The sequence below is a fragment of the Leeia speluncae genome (assembly GCF_020564625.1).
Lineage (GTDB): Bacteria > Pseudomonadota > Gammaproteobacteria > Burkholderiales > Leeiaceae > Leeia > Leeia speluncae.
Genome location: NZ_JAJBZT010000001.1, coordinates 273298 through 291211, shown reverse-complemented (window position 1 = coordinate 291211; position 17914 = coordinate 273298). Strand labels below are relative to the sequence as shown.

The 17914-nt window shown below is 45.0% G+C and carries 18 protein-coding genes; 9 read left to right on the top strand and 9 right to left on the bottom strand.

The window, feature by feature from the left end; translation table 11 throughout:
• Positions 1–100: 100 nt before the first annotated feature.
• The gene (locus tag LIN78_RS01355) at positions 101–1213 is read right to left on the bottom strand and encodes a CmpA/NrtA family ABC transporter substrate-binding protein (protein WP_227177710.1); all 1113 of its coding nucleotides are present in this window, start codon (positions 1211–1213) and stop codon (positions 101–103) included.
• Between the two features lie 75 nt (positions 1214–1288).
• Here LIN78_RS01355 and LIN78_RS01350 point away from each other — a divergent pair, with 75 nt between their 5' ends.
• Positions 1289–1447: a hypothetical protein gene (locus LIN78_RS01350; RefSeq protein ID WP_227177708.1), complete on the top strand. Its 159-nt coding sequence runs from the start codon at positions 1289–1291 to the stop codon at positions 1445–1447.
• 91 nt (positions 1448–1538) lie between these two features.
• Here LIN78_RS01350 and LIN78_RS01345 read toward each other — a convergent pair whose 3' ends face one another.
• Both LIN78_RS01345 and LIN78_RS01340 read right to left on the bottom strand, forming a co-directional pair.
• Positions 1539–2114 carry an ANTAR domain-containing response regulator gene (locus LIN78_RS01345; protein WP_227177706.1) on the bottom strand — a complete coding sequence of 192 codons (576 nt, stop codon included), beginning with the start codon at positions 2112–2114 and terminating at the stop codon, positions 1539–1541.
• 79 nt (positions 2115–2193) lie between these two features.
• The gene (locus LIN78_RS01340) at positions 2194–2682 is read right to left on the bottom strand and encodes an Lrp/AsnC ligand binding domain-containing protein (RefSeq protein WP_227177704.1); all 489 of its coding nucleotides are present in this window, start codon (positions 2680–2682) and stop codon (positions 2194–2196) included.
• Positions 2683–2938: 256 nt separating this feature from the next.
• Here LIN78_RS01340 and LIN78_RS01335 point away from each other — a divergent pair, with 256 nt between their 5' ends.
• A complete protein-coding gene (locus tag LIN78_RS01335) occupies positions 2939–4237 on the top strand; it encodes a D-amino acid dehydrogenase (RefSeq protein ID WP_227177702.1) in 1299 nt (432 codons plus the stop codon).
• Positions 4238–4368: 131 nt separating this feature from the next.
• The gene (alr, locus tag LIN78_RS01330) at positions 4369–5448 is read left to right on the top strand and encodes an alanine racemase (protein ID WP_227177700.1); all 1080 of its coding nucleotides are present in this window, start codon (positions 4369–4371) and stop codon (positions 5446–5448) included.
• Between the two features lie 71 nt (positions 5449–5519).
• Here alr and LIN78_RS01325 read toward each other — a convergent pair whose 3' ends face one another.
• From LIN78_RS01325 to radC, 5 genes are all read right to left on the bottom strand, one after another.
• A complete protein-coding gene (locus LIN78_RS01325) occupies positions 5520–7979 on the bottom strand; it encodes a two-component system response regulator (RefSeq protein ID WP_227177699.1) in 2460 nt (819 codons plus the stop codon).
• Positions 7976–9772 carry a PAS domain S-box protein gene (locus LIN78_RS01320; RefSeq protein WP_227177698.1) on the bottom strand — a complete coding sequence of 599 codons (1797 nt, stop codon included), beginning with the start codon at positions 9770–9772 and terminating at the stop codon, positions 7976–7978. The genes LIN78_RS01325 and LIN78_RS01320 overlap by 4 nt, the downstream gene beginning before the upstream one ends.
• A gap of 201 nt (positions 9773–9973) precedes the next feature.
• Complete coding sequence (gene rpmG, locus LIN78_RS01315; protein WP_067110116.1) at positions 9974–10129, bottom strand: 50S ribosomal protein L33; 156 nt, start codon at positions 10127–10129, stop codon at positions 9974–9976.
• Positions 10130–10195: 66 nt separating this feature from the next.
• Complete coding sequence (gene rpmB, locus LIN78_RS01310; protein WP_018150533.1) at positions 10196–10429, bottom strand: 50S ribosomal protein L28; 234 nt, start codon at positions 10427–10429, stop codon at positions 10196–10198.
• Between the two features lie 143 nt (positions 10430–10572).
• On the bottom strand, positions 10573–11247 hold the full coding sequence (gene radC, locus LIN78_RS01305) for a RadC family protein (protein ID WP_227177697.1): 675 nt from the start codon (positions 11245–11247) through the stop codon (positions 10573–10575).
• A gap of 200 nt (positions 11248–11447) precedes the next feature.
• Here radC and coaBC point away from each other — a divergent pair, with 200 nt between their 5' ends.
• The 6 genes from coaBC to LIN78_RS01275 all read left to right on the top strand — a co-directional run bounded on the left by coaBC (position 11448) and on the right by LIN78_RS01275 (position 17229).
• Complete coding sequence (coaBC, locus tag LIN78_RS01300) at positions 11448–12674, top strand: bifunctional phosphopantothenoylcysteine decarboxylase/phosphopantothenate--cysteine ligase CoaBC (RefSeq protein WP_227177696.1); 1227 nt, start codon at positions 11448–11450, stop codon at positions 12672–12674.
• 48 nt (positions 12675–12722) lie between these two features.
• Positions 12723–13454, top strand: a complete 732-nt coding sequence (locus LIN78_RS01295; protein ID WP_227177695.1) for a pyridoxine 5'-phosphate synthase — start codon at positions 12723–12725, stop codon at positions 13452–13454.
• Entirely contained in the window at positions 13451–13903 is a 453-nt protein-coding gene (gene dut, locus LIN78_RS01290; protein WP_227177694.1) for a dUTP diphosphatase, read from the top strand. Before LIN78_RS01295 ends, dut begins: the two co-directional genes overlap by 4 nt.
• A 138-nt stretch (positions 13904–14041) precedes the next feature.
• Positions 14042–15751: a SulP family inorganic anion transporter gene (locus tag LIN78_RS01285; RefSeq protein ID WP_227177693.1), complete on the top strand. Its 1710-nt coding sequence runs from the start codon at positions 14042–14044 to the stop codon at positions 15749–15751.
• 69 nt (positions 15752–15820) lie between these two features.
• Entirely contained in the window at positions 15821–16729 is a 909-nt protein-coding gene (gene ylqF / locus LIN78_RS01280) for a ribosome biogenesis GTPase YlqF (RefSeq protein ID WP_227177692.1), read from the top strand.
• A gap of 17 nt (positions 16730–16746) precedes the next feature.
• Positions 16747–17229: a DNA-deoxyinosine glycosylase gene (locus LIN78_RS01275; RefSeq protein ID WP_227177691.1), complete on the top strand. Its 483-nt coding sequence runs from the start codon at positions 16747–16749 to the stop codon at positions 17227–17229.
• Here the strand turns inward: LIN78_RS01275 and LIN78_RS01270 are convergent.
• Positions 17226–17867 (bottom strand): TetR/AcrR family transcriptional regulator, encoded by a 642-nt coding sequence (locus LIN78_RS01270; protein ID WP_227177690.1) that lies wholly within the window; start codon positions 17865–17867, stop codon positions 17226–17228. The two genes, LIN78_RS01275 and LIN78_RS01270, sit on opposite strands and share 4 nt — an antisense overlap.
• Positions 17868–17914 lie beyond the last annotated feature (47 nt).

Genomic DNA, 17914 nt, shown 5'->3' with positions numbered 1-17914 from the left:
AAACATGCATTTAACTAACTGACTAAATCCGCTCCGAATTTGTGCATTCTCGACAAAGCTGGTGCATATTCATGGTGCAATACAACTAATAGCAGCGGTCTTAACTGCCATTTACCACATTCACCGATCTCATTTCAGAGTCCGGTAACGCAACCCCCATGGATTGCGCCGCTCTTTTATAAAGCGCAATTTCACTCACTTCAGCGGCAACCGCTAAGGCATCTTTATTCTTACTAAACATTCCCCAGCGCTTAAATTGATCTACAAACCAAGCGCCATCCGATAAATACGGAAAATTCACACTACCTTCATCATGAAAACGAATCGGATGCTTTGTCACCGTACATCCACCTAAACCATTTTCATAAACACCTAAAAAGCGCGGCAGAATATCCGCCATTGTGGCGTTAACATAACCATCTTCCACCATCCAACGCACCACCTCTTCACAGTGCGCGGGTTCGTCAATATATCGACACGCCTCTAAAATGCACTCGACTAAGGCCTGAGCGGTATTTGGAAATTTACTCACAAACTCTTTTGTCGTACCCAGCACCTTTTCAGGATGGTTTGGCCAAATATCTTGTGACGCCACCACCGAAAAACCAACACCGTCTCGTATGGCTCTGGCATTCCACGGTTCTCCCGCGCAAAAACCATGGATTTGGCCCGACAGCATGTGATTCCCCATTTCAGGCGGTGGTAAAACCACTAACTCCACCTCATTGAGTGGATCGACACCTAAACTGGCTAGCCAGGTATACAACCACATCGCGTGGGTACCGGTTGGGAATGTTTGCGCAAAACGTAACTCGCGAGGATGCGCATGGATATACTCAGCCAAGCTAGCGCCGTCATGAATGCCTAAACCAAGCAATTGCTTAGAAAGCGTAATCCCCTGCCCATTTTGATTCAGCGTCATTAAGACAGACATTTTTTGCTGAATACCGCCAATGCCTAGGTGAATGCCATAGACCATGCCATACAGAATATGTGCGGCATCCAATTCACCAATAATTAAACGATCTCTGATGGATGCCCATGAAGAGCCAGATTGCAATCGAATCTTCAATCCATGCTTTTGATCAAGCCCCAACTTCACAGCAGTGACCAATGGTGCACAATCGGTTAACGGAATATAGCCAATCACCAATTCCGTTTTTTCTAATTCTAGGTTCGATTTACTTCGCATCACAGAAACATTATCTACCATGGCTCACCACGCCTTTCCGGCATAAAAAAAGGTGACAAGCGCTCACGGCACTTATCACCTTCTTTGGTATTCATTGTGAATGTAAACATCCATGCGCAGCACCTCATTGCACTGCTAGCAAAACCAGACTGCTCATGCACCATGGGGGGAAGCCATGGTGCAGAGCTTGTCCGAGACTCTCTCCTGTCTGAAGAGATTAAAAGCAATTCCCGTGCCAAGCCAGAAACCGCATAAATACGTATGACCACTAGTAAATTACGACTCGGTATAGTGCATAAACGACATAGCGCGCACTGCAATTGTGCAAAAAAGCAGATCCATTCACTCATAACAAATCCGCCATCGATACCAACTGACGCGCCAAATCGACTAATTTTTGTCCCTGCTTCATCGACAAACTGCGCAATTGTTCAAAGGCCTCTTGCTCACTCAGCCCTTTTCTCGCCATGAGAATACCCTTTGCCTTTTCAATTAACTTTCGATCAGCTAATTGCTGTTCAGCGTTAGCAAGCCGAACGGCCATCTCATGTTTTTGCTCAAATTGTGCTTTCGCCACTTCTAAAATGGGTGCAAGCCGCTCAGTAGATAATCCATCTACAATATAAGCAGACACGCCTGCTGCAACGGCTTTGCGAATAGTGTCGCGATCTGCTTCATTAGAAAACATCACGACTGGTCGTGGCGCTTCTGTATGCATCACCGACAATTGTTCGAGGGTATCGCGAGAGGGAGAGTTCGTATCAATGATCACCACATCAGGCATGCGAATAGACACTGCATGCAATAACGCTTTTGCAGAGTCGACTTCATCAATCACCTCATAACCGGCCGCTTCTAATGCATGTCTTGCTGCATCCATCGGCCGATTGGTGTCATTTACAATCAATATGCTGGGTTTCACGCATCCATCTCCTTATTAGAGATAAAGCAAAATCCATGCAAGAAACAAGATTGAACCAAAAAACAGAGAAAAAACCTACTTAATCCATAATAGGCAGGGCGAGGCTTTCTTTCACCTCTTCCATCACGACATAACTCTTAGATTCCGTCGCACCGGGGAGCTTTAACAAAATATCACCCAATAGTTTACGGTATTGGGTCATCTCCCCAATGCGCGCCTTAATCAGGTAGTCAAAGTCACCCGACACTAAATGGCATTCCATTACATTCGGCAACTTCAAGACTTCACGTTTAAACTCTTCAAACAAATCACCAGATTTAGACGCCAAACGGATTTCCACAAAGACTAGCAAATTTGCCCCTAGTGCCTTAGGGTTCAGCCTCGCAAAATATCCTTCAATAACGCCATCTCTCTCCATGCGCTTCACTCGCTCATTACAAGGTGTGGTCGATAAACCCACCTTTTCCGCAAGATCTGTCATCGCAATCCGGCCATCTTGCTGCAAGACACGCAGAATCTTCCGGTCTAAGCGATCTAACTCTCTAATCGTCTGATGTTTAGTACGCACAATATTTCCATCACTAAAAAATGATAATTTTTTATAAATCTACACTAAATAGATTCAATTAAATAGTTAAAAAAACTGCTTTTTATTAAATATACTTCGTAAAAAATCTTTTTAGAAAAATGATCAAACTTTTTCAGAAAGATAAGGGTTCGGAATGGTTGGCAGATTCTTCAAATTCTGCAAAGCTTAGATTGCAACCATTCCTCGCAAGCGACGCATTCGAAGTTTTTGCTGCATGTCAGCGCTGGAGAGAGCAATGAAAGTCCTCGTACTAGGTAGTGGCGTTATCGGTGTTAGTACCGCATATTTCTTGGCTAAAAACGGGATGGAAGTTACCGTTGTCGATCGTCAAGAAGGCCCGGGATTAGAAACCAGCTTCGGTAATGCAGGTCAAATTTCTCCAGGCTACTCTACGCCATGGGCAGCCCCAGGTATTCCGCTTAAAGCACTCAAATGGCTATTTCAGCGCCATGCACCACTGGCAATCAAACCCGATGGTTCACTTTACCAATGGAAGTGGATGATCGACATGCTGAAAAACTGCAATGCAGAAAGCTACGACATCAACAAAGAACGCATGATGCGTTTATCTGAATATAGCCGCGATGTCATCCGTGATCTACGCAAGGATATTGGCATTCAATATGAAGGTCGCAGTAAAGGTACACTGCAGTTATTCCGCCATCAGTATCAAATGGATGCTGTAGGCAAAGATGTTGCAGTACTTGAGCGTTGCGGTGTTGCCTACGAATTACTCGATCGTGAAGGTTGTGCGCGCATCGAACCTGCACTAGCAAAAGACCAAGTAGTTGGTGGCCTACGTTTACCAAATGATGAAACCGGCGATTGCCAAATCTTTACGACTGAACTTGCTAAAGAAGCAGAAAAACTTGGCGTTAAATTCCGCTACAACACCGCTATTGATGCACTTATCACCGAAGGTGACGAAATCAAAGGAGTAAAATGTGGCAATGAGACACTCACCGCCGATCACTACGTGGTTGCGCTAGGTAGTTACTCTCGCCCATTCTTGAAACAAATTGATATGGCGATTCCAGTGTATCCATTAAAAGGTTACTCACTCACCATCCCTATCACAAATGCAGACGCATCCCCTGTTTCAACCATCTTGGACGAGACCTATAAAGTTGCGGTGACTCGTTTTGATGACCGCATCCGTGTAGGTGGTATGGCAGAATTGGCAGGTTTTGATTTAACCTTGAATCCACGCCGCCGTGAAACACTAGAATTAGTAGTAGGCAGCTTATATCCAAAAGGCGGCGATATTCCAGCCGCCACCTTCTGGACTGGCCTACGTCCGATGACACCAGATGGCACGCCAATTATCGGAGGTACGCGTTACGCGAATCTCTCATTAAACACAGGTCATGGTACACTTGGCTGGACAATGGGTTGTGGTTCTGGAAAACTGCTGGCAGATATGTTGGCAATGAAAGCAACCGATATCCGGACAGACGGCCTAACAATGGCCAGGTACGGCGCTGAAGTAAAACCAGCCCGTGCCCGTACCGCGTTGATTACAGCCAAAGGCTGATCATCTTGCACCACCGCACCAGCATCCTGGGGGGGAGCTGGTGCGGGTCGGTTCAACTCTCACCAACACTTGCAATCTGACGCCCAATCCTAGCGGTTTCATTTTCCAGAACGGTTATTCAAGAGCTATCTATGAGCAGACCAACCTTTGCAGACATTCGTCTCGATCATTTAGTCCACAACTATCGCTTAGCTAAATCTCATCATGGTGGGAATGCACTAGCCACCATCAAAGCCAATGCGTATGGCCATGGTGCGATTGCTTGTGCAGAAGCGCTACACGAAGAAGCAGATGGCTTTGCAGTAGCAGCAATTGAAGAAGCCATTCAGCTAAGACAAGCAGGCATCACCAAGCCCATTTTGTTACTGGAAGGCTTTTTTGAACCAGCCGAACTAGCGCTCATTAACCAATATGATTTCTGGACGGCTGTTCATCACCGCTGGCAAGTAGATGCCATTTTGAATGCAAGCAACTTAAAAGCCCCGATTAATGTCTGGTTGAAAATGGATTCCGGCATGCATCGCGTTGGTATTCACCCATCGGAATACCGAGCCGTTTGGCAAGCACTCGAGGCATCGGGCAAAGTCAGCAAGCTAACAAAAATGACCCACTTTGCGCGTGCGGATGAACCGAATGTAGATGCAACCACCAAGCAGATCCGCACATTCGAGCTCAATACAGAAGGGCTTGAAGGCGACAGCAGTATTTGTAACTCCCCTGCCATCTTGGCATGGTCTGACGCTTATCGCCAATGGGCTCGTCCGGGTATTATGCTGTATGGCGCAACGCCATTCTCAGAGCCACAACCACTCGCGGCACAACTAAAACCGGTGATGCAATTAACGGCAGGGGTGATTGGTGTGAGAGAACTGCCTGCTGGTGAACCTATAGGTTATGGCGCAAGATTCATTACCGAAACACCAACGAAAGTCGGGGTTGTTTCTTGCGGTTATGCAGATGGCTACCCGAGACTCGCCAAAACAGGCACACCGGTAATGATTGATGGCCATATGAGTAGGCTAATTGGCCGCGTATCCATGGATATGCTAACGGTAGACTTAACCAACGTACCCAATGCAGGGATTGGCAGCCGCGTAGAACTATGGGGAGATCTCATTCCAGTGAGTACCGTGGCGGAATCTGCTGGCACTATCCCTTATGAAATCTTGTGCAACGTGAAACGTGCGCATTTTAGATATAGTGGAAAATAATTCGTCGAATTAGCCGCAGAATGGGCGATACCTCCATGTACCGCCCGTTTTCACCTCAAGCAATATATACATCAAGCAATATAGACCTTCGGTACTTCCACTCCACCGACTAAGCAGGCCTTTTTCAACCAATCCTCATCGTATTTAGTTGCGGGCTGCGGCCGTCCAAACCAATAACCTTGCACAGCGGTGCAACCCATCTCACGTAATAGTCTAGCCTGCTCAACAGTTTCAATGCCTTCTGCTGTAATATGCAGCCCCAAGCAACCACTCATTTGCAGCATGGCATAAATCATTCCCAAATCTTTTGAAGACCCAGGCAAGGCAGAAATAAACGATTTATCAATTTTCACACGGGTGATTGGCACATGCTTCAGCAACGATAAGGACGAATAGCCTGTGCCAAAATCATCAATCGCGACATTTACGCCTAAATGCCGTAAGTCCTCAATGACCTGTTTACTTTTATTGAAGTCCTGAATCATCGACTCAGTCACTTCTAGCTCCAGTTGCCCAGGTTCAAGTCCATTCACCTCTACTAGTTCTTGAACCTTGCTAACAAAGGTAAGATCATTCAGTTGTCTTGGCGATACATTCACCGCCATAAAAATTTTCTCTGGCATAACAGCTTGCCAGCGCTTTAGTTGCGCGACCGCCGTTTGCATCACCCAAGCGCCAATCTTATCAATCAAGCCATTTTCTTCGGCTATTCCAATAAAATAATCTGGAGACACGACACCTAGCGTTGGATGATTCCAGCGAATTAATGCTTCGAATCCGGTGAGTTGCCCTATTAATAAATTCACTACGGGCTGGTAATAAATTTCAAATTGCCCATCAGATAGCGCATCAAGCAAACATTGTTCGATGTACATTCTCGAACGAACCTGCTCGATCAAGTTTTCGGTATAAAGACACACTCTGCCTTTACCGACACGCTTTGCCTCATACATAGCACTATCTGAAGCACTCAGTAATTGAGCAACCGAAGTACCATGATCCGGATATAACGCCACACCAACACTCGCACCCAGTCGGTATTTATGGTTTTCAATCTCAAACGGGGCTTCAATTAAATCAGCCAGCAATTTTGTCGCAATTTTTTCAGCATCCTCTAAACCGGCCACGCCAGGCAGAATGACGACAAACTCATCTCCACCTAAACGAATCACCTCATCATGACGTCTTAGCTGGTTGGTGATACGTGTCGCCACCATCTGAATGACCCGATCGCCCACATGATGCCCCAAAGTATCGTTAATTAATTTAAAGCCATCTAAGTCTAAAAATAATACGGCGATCTTCGCATCATGCAATTTTGCCTTATGAATTTCCTCTTCTAGTCGCTCCATCAGCATGTAGCGATTACCTAACCCGGTTAATGGGTCATGGAATGCCAAATGAGCCAAACGGCTTTCTGCTTCACGAATGGCACTAATATCAGAAATAAGATGTACAAACTGTTGCGTGCTACCAGACTCATCTTTGACGACGCAAATATGTTGTAACGTCGGGAACATGCTGCCATCTTTACGACGGCACGGAAGTTCTTGAGAGATAAAGCCCTCTGCTGAATTCGCCAACGCGTGATAGGTCAAATCTTCATTGCGACGGAAAATGAGGAAATTGTCAGGACATTTTCCGATGACATCGTCCTCTTGAAATCCGGTTAACTGACTAAATGCAGGGTTAAGGCTAACCACCTTTCCCTCTTCATTCAGAATCAAAATACCTTCCGGCGTCGAATTAAACACCACACTTGCTTGACGAAGACGATCTTCCATTTGCTTTCTGAGGGTCACATCGCGCACAGCACCAATAATCTGTACTTCATTACTAGATAATTGACGCAAACGCCCATGCATTTCTACCCAAGCATATTCCGTTTCGTTTTTCGCCACCCGGAAAATACAACTAAAAAAGCCAGGCAAACGCATTAAGCTTTGCAGACTAGAAATATCGTCCGGATGCACTCTCTTCAGTAAATCATCTAAGGTCAGATTTACCGAAGAAAAAGTCAGCCCCCATACTTTCCAAAAGCGTTCATCACCACGCAAACGTTGATTCGTTGTATTCCAATCCCAAGAGGCTAGTTCTGCCGCCTCTAGCGCAATCGCTAAACGTTCTTCAGATTCTGCAAGTGCCGTTTCTGCCTCGTGGCGATGTCTAGCCACTTGGATAATGGCAGACAATTCTTTTCGCTCGAATGGTTTTAGTAAGTATCCAAATGGTTTTATCGCCGCCGCACGTCCAATCGTTTCTTCATCAGCAAAGGCAGTTAAGAACACAATCGGTAAATGCCATCGCTCATAAATAATCTGAGCCGCTTCTACACCGTCCTTATCCCCCTGAATATGAATATCCATCAACACCATAGATGGACTCATTCTTTCAACCGCCATGATGGCTGCATCCGCACTTGCATAGATGCCACAAACGCTATACCCTAATTCCTCTAGCGTCATGCGAAGATCCAATGCAACCACCGGTTCATCTTCTACAATCAGGATCGTCTCTGTTCGTTTGCTCACGAGCTTACTCCATCTTGTTCAAACTCAATTCGAAAACACGTTCCCTTTTCTACTTTTGGAATTTGAATTTCCCCACCTAGTTGCTGCACAAACATAGGGATTAACTGAATACCTAATGTGTCGCCCGAACTCAGTGCAAAATGTTCAGGTAACCCAATGCCGTTATCTATAATGTCTAATTGTGTCTTACCGTTATCTAGACAACGTAAATCAATAATAATTTCGGGTTTGGGATGATTAATAAATGCATGTTTAATGGCATTTAAAATCATTTCGTTCACGACTAATGCGCAGGGAATTGTTCTTTGCAATTCAAGCACCACAGGTTCACGAGAGGCATTAAACCGAATATGAATACCATTCTCGCTGGCACTATACGTCCCGCTCATTAAACTCACTAATCGGCGCAAATAATCATTTAAGTCAATCTCGGCCATATTATTGGCTTCGTATAGCAACTGGTGAACTAAGGCCATCGCCTTTATTCGGCCCTGGCTCTCCGCCAGTGCAGATTTGATATGAGGAGGAGACTTACGTGCTTGAAGGTTTAACAGACTAGAAACAATCTGCAGATTATTTTTAACGCGATGATGCACTTCATGAAGTAACGCGGTCTTCTCAGCTAAAGCAGCTTCCCTCGCTTCTCTATGCGCCTTTTCGAGCGAGATATCTCGGGCAATTTTACAAGCACCGACAACCGCCCCATTCGCGTTAAAAATAGGAGATACTGTTACCGATAAATAAAGCTTTGTTCCATTTTTATGAATACGCTCGGTCTCGTAATGCCGTACCCGCTCACCCGAAACCAGCCTAGCCATAATATCTTTCTCTTCATCCACCTTATCAGGCGGAAAAAGACAAGTAATGTGCTTTCCAATTACTTCCTCTGCAGCATATCCAAACAAGCGCTCAGCTGCAGGATTCCAGCTAGTAATTAGACTTTGTAAAGATTTACTAATAATCGCATCATCAGAAGAATCCACCAGAGAACGATAACGCTCTTCAGATTCCTTTAATGCCAATTCAGACCGATGCCGCTGATCAATATCGATGGCAGATGGAATAATATGAGTAATCACCCCATCTGAATTTATTAGCGGTGCCAACATAAAGTCTATCCACACCAATTGGCCAGACTTTTTTCTAACTTCTACATCAAAGCGGAAAGATCTCCCCTTTGCCACCTCATTACAATGAGATTCAATTCGCTTCACAAGCAATGGATCATGTTGCCACCAATAACAGTCCCACAATTTACGCCCGCACACTTCAGATGCATCTACACCAGCTGATTGGAGTGGTGCACGATTGACATCTAGCAATGTGCCATCAATACTCATTACACCGACAAAAATTGCCAAATTATTGAGCACATTTAGTAAGCGCTGCTCCCCAGCCCTTAAGACATGCTCAACGAGTGGGTCGGTTTCACTGTCTCGAACAAATGCAATGACACCGCGAACCCCCGTCTCATCTTGCCATGGATAATAAGAAACAATTCTATGCGGCTGATAGCCAGTTGCGTCAGTTTGTCCAATTACCTCTTGATCAACAATCGGAACGCCTGTTTCAACTACTTGAGAAAGCAAGGGACGAATCACTGGTGCGAGTAAAGGAATAAATTCCTCAATTAAGTGGCCAATTTGCTGATTTAAAGGGAGTTTATTGATGTTTGCTTGACGTTGGTTGATATAGACCAAGCGTAGATCACGGTCTAACACCGCAATACCGATAGGAAATAAATCAATTAAAGAAGCGAGAAAGCCATCCTCTTGTTGAGTTAACTCTCTCATCTTTTGTCCTCAATTGATTGATTAGATACTTTGTTATAGATGTTTACAAAGTAGTTTACAAGCAAAGAATGACAGCCAATTATTTCAAATTGACGCTAATTAGCAAAATAATTGGAAAATTTAAAATACGACTGCATGAAATACAGGCGTAAAAAAAGCCTTCACTAGGAAGGCTTTTTTCCGAACAAGAAAACTAACTGATTATTTCAGTTTGGTTTCTTTGTACATAACATGCTTACGAACAACAGGATCAAATTTTTTGATCTCCATTTTTTCTGGCATGGTACGTTTGTTCTTTGTAGTGGTGTAGAAATGGCCAGTCCCTGCTGAGGACTCTAGCTTGATTTTTTCACGCATGATTTAACCTTTCAATCTTGGCGACCGGCGGGAAAAACCTGCCACTTCGCACATCTCTAAAGTTGCTTACAGAGCGCCTGCTGCACGCAGATCAGCTAAAACAACTTCGATACCTTTTTTATCGATCAGACGCAAACCTGCATTAGAAACACGCAGACGCACCCAGCGATTCTCGCTTTCTACCCAGAAACGACGATATTGCAGGTTAGGAAGAAAACGACGTTTTGTTTTGTTATTGGCATGGGAAACATTGTTCCCTGTCATCGGCGCTTTGCCGGTGACCTGACATACACGCGCCATGGCCTGACTCCAGTCAAAAAACTTAATAATAAACAGCGGATTTGCAAAAACAAGATTTATACCATACTTGTTCGTTTAGCTCAAGCCGCAGAAAAGCAAAAACGAGATTGTACGCTACTTTTGAAAATATTTCATCGGGTTATTTACAACCAACCCGATTCTGCGAAAGAAAGTGTGCGGTTTGCGCCAACAATGATGTGATCTAAGAGTCGAATCTCTAGTGAAGACAGGGTTTTATGCAGAGATTTGGTCAAATCATGGTCTGCTTGGCTAGCAGTAAGCTCACCAGATGGATGATTATGGGCCAAAATTAAACCCGATGCTTCTAAAGATAGTGCTCTTTTTACCACTTCTCTTGGATATAAATGGCTTTGGTTAATGGTGCCTCTCGCGAGTTCATCTATTTCTATCACGCGATTTTGTGTATCTAGAAAAATACCAACAATCGATTCATACCTTAAGGCCCCCAAGCGCATCACTAAATATTGCTTAGCATCTGCTGGTGAACTAATTGCTGGTTTTGCTTGAATCTCTTCTGCAAGAGCCCGTTTAGCCATTTCTAAAATAGACTGTAGCTGTGCATACTTAGCTAACCCCATTCCTTTGATCTGACTTAGGTCATCTTTAGAAGCAGAGAAAAGCCCGTGTAGCGTTTTAAAATGGCTGAGTAATTGTCTAGCCAAATCCACCGCACTCACCCCTTGGATGCCGACACGAAGGAAAATAGCCAAGAGTTCAGCATCCGAGAGCGAAGTGGCACCTTTTTGTAATAATTTTTCACGCGGCCGATCTTCTACTGGCCAATCTGTAATGCGCATATGTGCCACTCAATCATAATGACAAATAACTATTTTAACCTCTTTATGCAAACTGCATCAAACTAGCTTTTTTGATTGCGCGTTCCGCATGATTTCTCGAAAAATGTCATAATGCAGCAGTGCTCAACTCATACTTAGTAAAGAAGCGTGACGCATCTATTTTTTGCACCGTCTTCTCTGCTAACACTTGGATTTATTGAATGGCTTTTGCAATTAAACATTTGGTGCTAGGTGTCACCGGCGGTGTGGCAGCTTATAAAGCAGCTGAATTAACTCGACTATTAGTCAAAGCGAATGTCGGCGTGAGGGTCGTCTTGACCGAAGGCGGTAGCCAGTTTGTGACGCCACATACGTTTCAGGCGCTTTCCGGCAGACATGTATTTACAGATTTGTGGGACACCCGCGTACCCAATGGGATGGCACACATTGATTTATCCCGTGAAGCAGATGCCATTTTGGTTGCCCCTGCAACCGCAGACTTCATGGCGAAACTAGTAAACGGTAGCGCAGACGATCTACTCTCTACACTGTGCTTAGCGAGAGAATGTCCGCTCATTATTGCGCCTGCAATGAATCGCCAAATGTGGGAAAACCCAGCTACACAACGTAACGTCAAACAATTGCGCCAAGATGGCGTCATTATTCTAGGCCCAGATAGTGGCGAGCAAGCCTGTGGCGAAACCGGTATGGGACGCATGCTGGAGCCAGAAGTATTAATGGAAGTCCTAGACGGGCATTTCCAGCCAAAGCCACTACGTGGCATGAAGGTGATGATTACTGCAGGCCCAACGTTTGAACGGATTGATGCCGTGAGAGGCATTACTAATCAAAGCTCTGGAAAAATGGGCTTTTCACTGGCCAGAGCAGCGCGTGATGCGGGCGCAGAAGTAACGTTAATTGCAGGGCCAGTATCACTCCCAACACCTTATGGCGTGAAACGTATCGATGTAGAAAGTGCAAATGATATGTTAAACGCAGTGAATGGCTCGATCAGCGTGCAAGATGTATTCATTGGTGTAGCAGCGGTTGCCGATTACCATCCGCTGCAACAGTTTGAGCATAAGCTCAAAAAAGATGCAAACATCCTTCAGGTAGATTTGGCACCGAACCCAGATATTTTAGCCAATGTAGCAAGCTTGCCAAGACCGCCATTCTGCGTCGGTTTTGCCGCAGAAAGCCAAAATCTACTGGATTTTGCAGAGCAGAAACGCAGGAAGAAACGTTTGCCGCTATTAGCCGCCAACTTAGTACAAACCGCATTTAATAGCGATAGTAATGAACTGATCTTATTAGATGACAAAGGACGGCACCCGCTTCCAAAATCAGACAAGTTATCTCAAGCACGTTTGCTAGTTCAACACATTGGCAAAATGATGCGTGCAGAGCCGCCTACACCGGTGATTAAACATATAGATCAAAACGCCTAAGTAGTATTTGCTTGAATTGCAATTGCAAAGAAAAATAGAAAGCTAGTTATGACTACCCATTTGTCAGTCAACCTAAATAAAGTTGCGCTAGTGCGTAACTCACGTGGACACAATCAACCAAACTTATTGCAAGTCGCACTAGATTGCGAACGCTTTGGTGCGCAAGGTATTACTGTTCACCCAAGACCGGATCAGCGCCATGTTCGTTATGATGATCTCGCCATCTTAAAAGAGAATATTGCGACAGAACTGAATATTGAAGGCAACCCGACACCAGACTTTATAGAGGTGGTGTTGGCTGTAAAACCAGCCCAAGTGACCCTCGTCCCAGATGCACCTGAAGCACTAACATCGAACGCTGGTTGGGATACGATTAAACATGCTGACTTTTTAAAAGAAGTCATCGCTAAATTTAAAGCGGCAGGCATTCGCACCTCCATTTTTGTTGATCCCATTATCGACATGGTTGAAGGGGCAAAAGCAACGGGCACAGATAGAATTGAACTCTATACAGAAGCCTATGCAAGCCAATTTTCTGAAGACAAAGAAGCGGCGATTGCTCCCTACTACGCAGCCGCAGTGGCTGCAGAGAAGTGTGGCCTAGGTTTAAATGCTGGACATGATTTGAACCTAGATAACCTTCGCTTTTTCCAGCAGCGCATTCCTCAATTATTAGAAGTCTCTATTGGGCACGCACTAATTTGCGATGCACTCTATTTGGGGCTTGAAACAACCATTAAACGTTATTTGACTGAATCACATAGCAAGGATCCGGCATGAATCGCCAAATTGACCTAAAAATCTTAGACGAACGATTAAGAGATAACCTGCCTGAATATGCGACACCTGGCGCAGCGGGCTTAGATCTACGTGCGGCGATTGAAAAGCCTTTGGTTATCGAACCCGGCCAAACAGAGTTAATCCCAACGGGGATTGCGATCCATATTGCGGACCCAAGTTTGGCGGCGATGATTTTGCCTCGCTCCGGTCTTGGCCACAAAAGTGGAATTGTGTTAGGTAACTTAGTTGGATTAATCGATTCTGATTACCAAGGTCAGTTATTCATTTCTACTTGGAACCGTGGCAAAACGGCTTTCACCCTAAACCCGCTAGACCGTTTAGCACAGTTAATCATCGTGCCAGTGGTGCAAGTTGGCTTTAATATCGTAGAAGAATTTGATAGTAGCGACCGTGGCGAAGGTGGATTTGGCAGCACAGGCAAAGCCTAAATCTGTCGCATCACGAAGCAATCGATTTAGTGATGCCATGAACTCCTTTGCACAAGGAAAATGGCATCACGATCTGCAAATTTTTTTAGATCATCCATAATAAAAGCATGACTGTTACCTCATTAGATGGGGGCAATTGTGCAATACCACTACCACTTTCGCTTCCATCCTAAGCTGTTAGATTCTCTAAAGGACTACAACACCAGCCTATTTTCTGCGGATCTATTTGCTGGGCTTACCGTCGGGATTGTTGCTCTCCCCTTAGCAATGGCATTTGCGATTGCGAGTGGTGTCCCTCCTCAATCGGGTTTAATCACCGCGATCTTTGCTGGATTTATCATTTCGGCCCTTGGCGGGACAAAGCTCTGTATTGGCGGCCCTACGGGCGCTTATATTGTGATTTTGGCGACCATTGGGGCGAAATACGGCATCACCAACCTACTCATATGCACAGTCATGGCGGGGGTGTTATTAGTCCTAATGGGATTACTACATTTAGGGCAAGTGATTAAATTTTTCCCCATGCCATTAATCACGGGGTTTACCAATGGCATCGCTGTTTTAATTTTCCTGACTCAACTAAAAGATTTTTTTGGGCTATCCATCGAGAAAATGCCTTCTCATTTCTTTCCGGCGATTCAAACGCTTTGGGAGTCTCGATACACCATTCACACCCCAACCATGTTACTTGCGACAGGTTGCCTATGTCTTATTTTGCTTTGGCCTAAAAAATGGGGGCGCATATTACCCGCGCCGTTTGTCGCCTTGGTACTCAGTGCGATTGCCACCTTGTTTCTGAATCAGCAAGGCATTGCCCACTTTGAAACGATTGGCAGTAAGTTTGGCGGTATTCCTCAGCAAATGCCAATGCCTAGCGGGCTTGCGATCGATTGGGATCATCTTTCCGATCTGCTGTCTCCCGCCCTGACGATTGCATTATTAGGCGCAATTGAATCGTTACTGTGCGCCGTCGTGGCGGATAATTTAACCAACGAAAAACACGATGCCAATCAAGAGTTAATCGCTCAAGGCATTGCGAATATGGTTGTCCCGTTTTTTGGTGGCATTGCGGCAACGGGCGCTATCGCCCGGACAGCCACGAATATCCAAAACGGGGGCAAAACCCCTTTTGCAGGGATAATTCATGCCTTGGCTTTATTACTTGTGCTATTGGTCGCCGCACCATTGGCAAGTTACATCCCCATGGCAGGTTTAGCTGCGATTCTCGTCTCTGTCGCGATTAAAATGGGCGATTGGGATATCAGAAAAGCAAAACACTATCCGAAACGAGACACCGCCGTTTTAGCACTAACGTTTGCTTTAACTGTTTTATTTGATTTAACAGTGGCAGTACAAATTGGGCTTTTACTAGCTGGGTTATTCTTTGTTACGCGTATGTCAGCCCAAACCTCGCTTAATCAATTAACACCGGCACATGCCAAGTTATTTGAAAGCCAGTCGATAGCAGGCAAAACACTGCCGCAAGGAGTCAATGCGTACAGAGTAGAAGGAGCGCTATTTTTTGGTTCTGCAGATAAATTAGACGAACTGCTGCATCTAGCACCAGAGGAAGTCCATACCATTATTTTGCAACTGCATCGGATTGTTTTATTAGATACCACGGGGCTTCTAACACTGGAATTATTACACCATAAGTTAGCAGCCAAACATCAGAGGCTAATGCTATGTGGCGCAAACTCAGCTATGCACAAATTATTAGAAGATGCAGGGTTAGTCGATTTGTTATCAGCACAAAATGTGCAGCCAGATTTAGCCAAAGCAATTGAAATTGCTCATGAATATGCCAACACTCAACCCGTGAAAATACGCGAAATCATCGAAACCTGATTGAATAAGGTACAATAGCGGTAATCGTTTTTAATTGTTCTTCAATATTTCAAGCAAAGAGTACCAAGCATGGCAATCCAATGGTTCCCCGGTCACATGAATGCGGCGCGCAAAAAAGCGGCCGAAACCATGGAAAAAACAGATATGGTGATTGAGGTAGTCGATGCCAGAATGCCGCATGCTAGCCGTAACCCAATGCTGGAAGAAATCAGAAGGCATCGCCAACGCCCTGCTTTACTCTTACTAAATAAAGCAGATGTCGCAGACCCTAAAGTAACAAAAGAATGGTTAGACTTTTATAACAAGCAACCGCAAACCAAAGCGGTGGCCATCTCTTGTAAAAAACCAGCCGACGTCGCTCGTATTCCCGATTTATGTGTCAAAGTAGCCCCACATCGTGGCACCTTTGAAAAACCGCTACGCATGATGATTATGGGCATCCCTAACGTGGGTAAATCTACGTTGATGAACGCCCTACTAAAGAAAAAAGTCGCAGCAGTAGGCGATGAACCGGCGGTAACCAAATCACAGCAGCGCCTAGACATCAATGAACGGATGATGATTACCGATACGCCGGGAATGTTATGGCCAAAGATTAGCTACGCAATTGATGGTTTTAAACTAGCGGCCAGCCATACGATTGGTCGTAACGCCTACTATGAAGACGAAGTAGCGGCTTACCTCGGGGATTATCTGTTACTACATTATTCAGACTTGCTCGTAGCCCGCTATAAGGGGATTGATGGCGTCGAAGATGGTGTAGGGTTGCTCGAGCACATTGCTAAGCGTCGTGCTTTCCGTATTAAAGGCGGCGAGTTAGATATCGAAAAAGCCGCCATGACGCTGCTAACCGATTATCGCAGTGGCACCTTAGGCAAAATTTCTCTAGAAACACTTGCTGAAGTGGAAGAAATGTTAGCAACCCCACCAGAGCCAGAATTAGAAGAAGAGAAAGAAGAAGATAGCGAACAGCAATAAGCTAGATTAACGGCTTTATGACTGAGTTTAGTGAATGCTTTCCACCCGTCACCCAGCGCAATACTAAAGTACTTGTGCTGGGTAGCCTACCCGGCGCCATTTCCCTTTCCCAGCAACAATATTACGCCCACCCTAGGAATCATTTTTGGCCGATCATCGCTGAAATCATTCTCCCTGAAATCTTACCGACTAATTATCCAGAAAGACTTTCCGCTCTATTATCTGCACAAATTGGGCTATGGGATGTCGTCGCGAAGGCGCAACGTAAAGGCAGCTTAGATAATGACATTCGGGAGGCGACACATAACTCCCTCGGTGGACTCATTGAAACACTTCCAGCACTTAAACTAGTTGTATTTAATGGCAAAACGGCTGGAAAAGCAGCAAGCCAATTACCTGAGGGGTTAGCCCATTTAGTCTTACCTTCGACCAGCCCTGCTTACACGCTACCATTTAAAGAAAAGTTAGCTGCATGGTTAGCGATTAAGGATTACCTTTAGGCTAGCACCACCTTCTCAGCTTGCAGTAACAACGTGACCGAATCTATCAAGCAATCAAACACTTCATGCTCTTCTGAGTATGTCTGACTAGCGGCGTACACCCCTTCTAGCATAATAGATAAACTGGTTGCCAAGCGTTTAGGTTGTGCCGCATTGGCCGCCGTGGCCAACGCAAGAAAACGTTGAAAAACAGCCTTTTTATTTTGCTCGACAAACACACGTGCAAACGAATGACGGTCAGGAAACTCCACAGCGATATTCACAAATGGACATCCTCGATAACCCGATCTCACCACGCGAACGGCAAGGTCTTTAAAGATTTGTAGCAACTGCGCACCAGGAAGGTCTGCTTTGGCAACAGCTTTGTCAATATAGCCCCAGAAGAGCTTTTCTCTGCGCTGCAGAAAAAAGGTGAGTAGCGATTCTTTTCCTTCAAATTGGCGATACACCGTCATTTTGTTCAGGTCAGCCCGTTTTACAACGGCGTCCACACTAACCGATCTAGCCCCTTCCAGATAAAAAAGCTCATCCACAGCTTTTAAGATTCTATCTTGCGCCTCTTCCGCCTTTACTACCGGCCTTCTGGCTTTTTTGGGTGCGGATTCATTGAGAGAAATATCAGAAATAGCGTTTGACATGTTACTAACCAGTCACATAATATAAGCAAATGTTACCAGATAGTAAC

Coding starts and splice junctions, on each gene's coding strand:
- LIN78_RS01275 (WP_227177691.1), top strand. CDS start 16,747: ATGACTGAGTTTAGTGAATGCTTTCCACCCGTCACCCAGCGCAATACT.
- dut (WP_227177694.1), top strand. CDS start 13,451: ATGAATCGCCAAATTGACCTAAAAATCTTAGACGAACGATTAAGAGAT.
- LIN78_RS01295 (WP_227177695.1), top strand. CDS start 12,723: ATGACTACCCATTTGTCAGTCAACCTAAATAAAGTTGCGCTAGTGCGT.
- ylqF (WP_227177692.1), top strand. CDS start 15,821: ATGGCAATCCAATGGTTCCCCGGTCACATGAATGCGGCGCGCAAAAAA.
- rpmG (WP_067110116.1), bottom strand. CDS start 10,129: ATGCGTGAAAAAATCAAGCTAGAGTCCTCAGCAGGGACTGGCCATTTC.
- LIN78_RS01270 (WP_227177690.1), bottom strand. CDS start 17,867: ATGTCAAACGCTATTTCTGATATTTCTCTCAATGAATCCGCACCCAAA.
- LIN78_RS01320 (WP_227177698.1), bottom strand. CDS start 9,772: ATGAGAGAGTTAACTCAACAAGAGGATGGCTTTCTCGCTTCTTTAATT.
- alr (WP_227177700.1), top strand. CDS start 4,369: ATGAGCAGACCAACCTTTGCAGACATTCGTCTCGATCATTTAGTCCAC.
- rpmB (WP_018150533.1), bottom strand. CDS start 10,429: ATGGCGCGTGTATGTCAGGTCACCGGCAAAGCGCCGATGACAGGGAAC.
- LIN78_RS01335 (WP_227177702.1), top strand. CDS start 2,939: ATGAAAGTCCTCGTACTAGGTAGTGGCGTTATCGGTGTTAGTACCGCA.
- LIN78_RS01355 (WP_227177710.1), bottom strand. CDS start 1,213: ATGGTAGATAATGTTTCTGTGATGCGAAGTAAATCGAACCTAGAATTA.
- coaBC (WP_227177696.1), top strand. CDS start 11,448: ATGGCTTTTGCAATTAAACATTTGGTGCTAGGTGTCACCGGCGGTGTG.
- radC (WP_227177697.1), bottom strand. CDS start 11,247: ATGCGCATTACAGATTGGCCAGTAGAAGATCGGCCGCGTGAAAAATTA.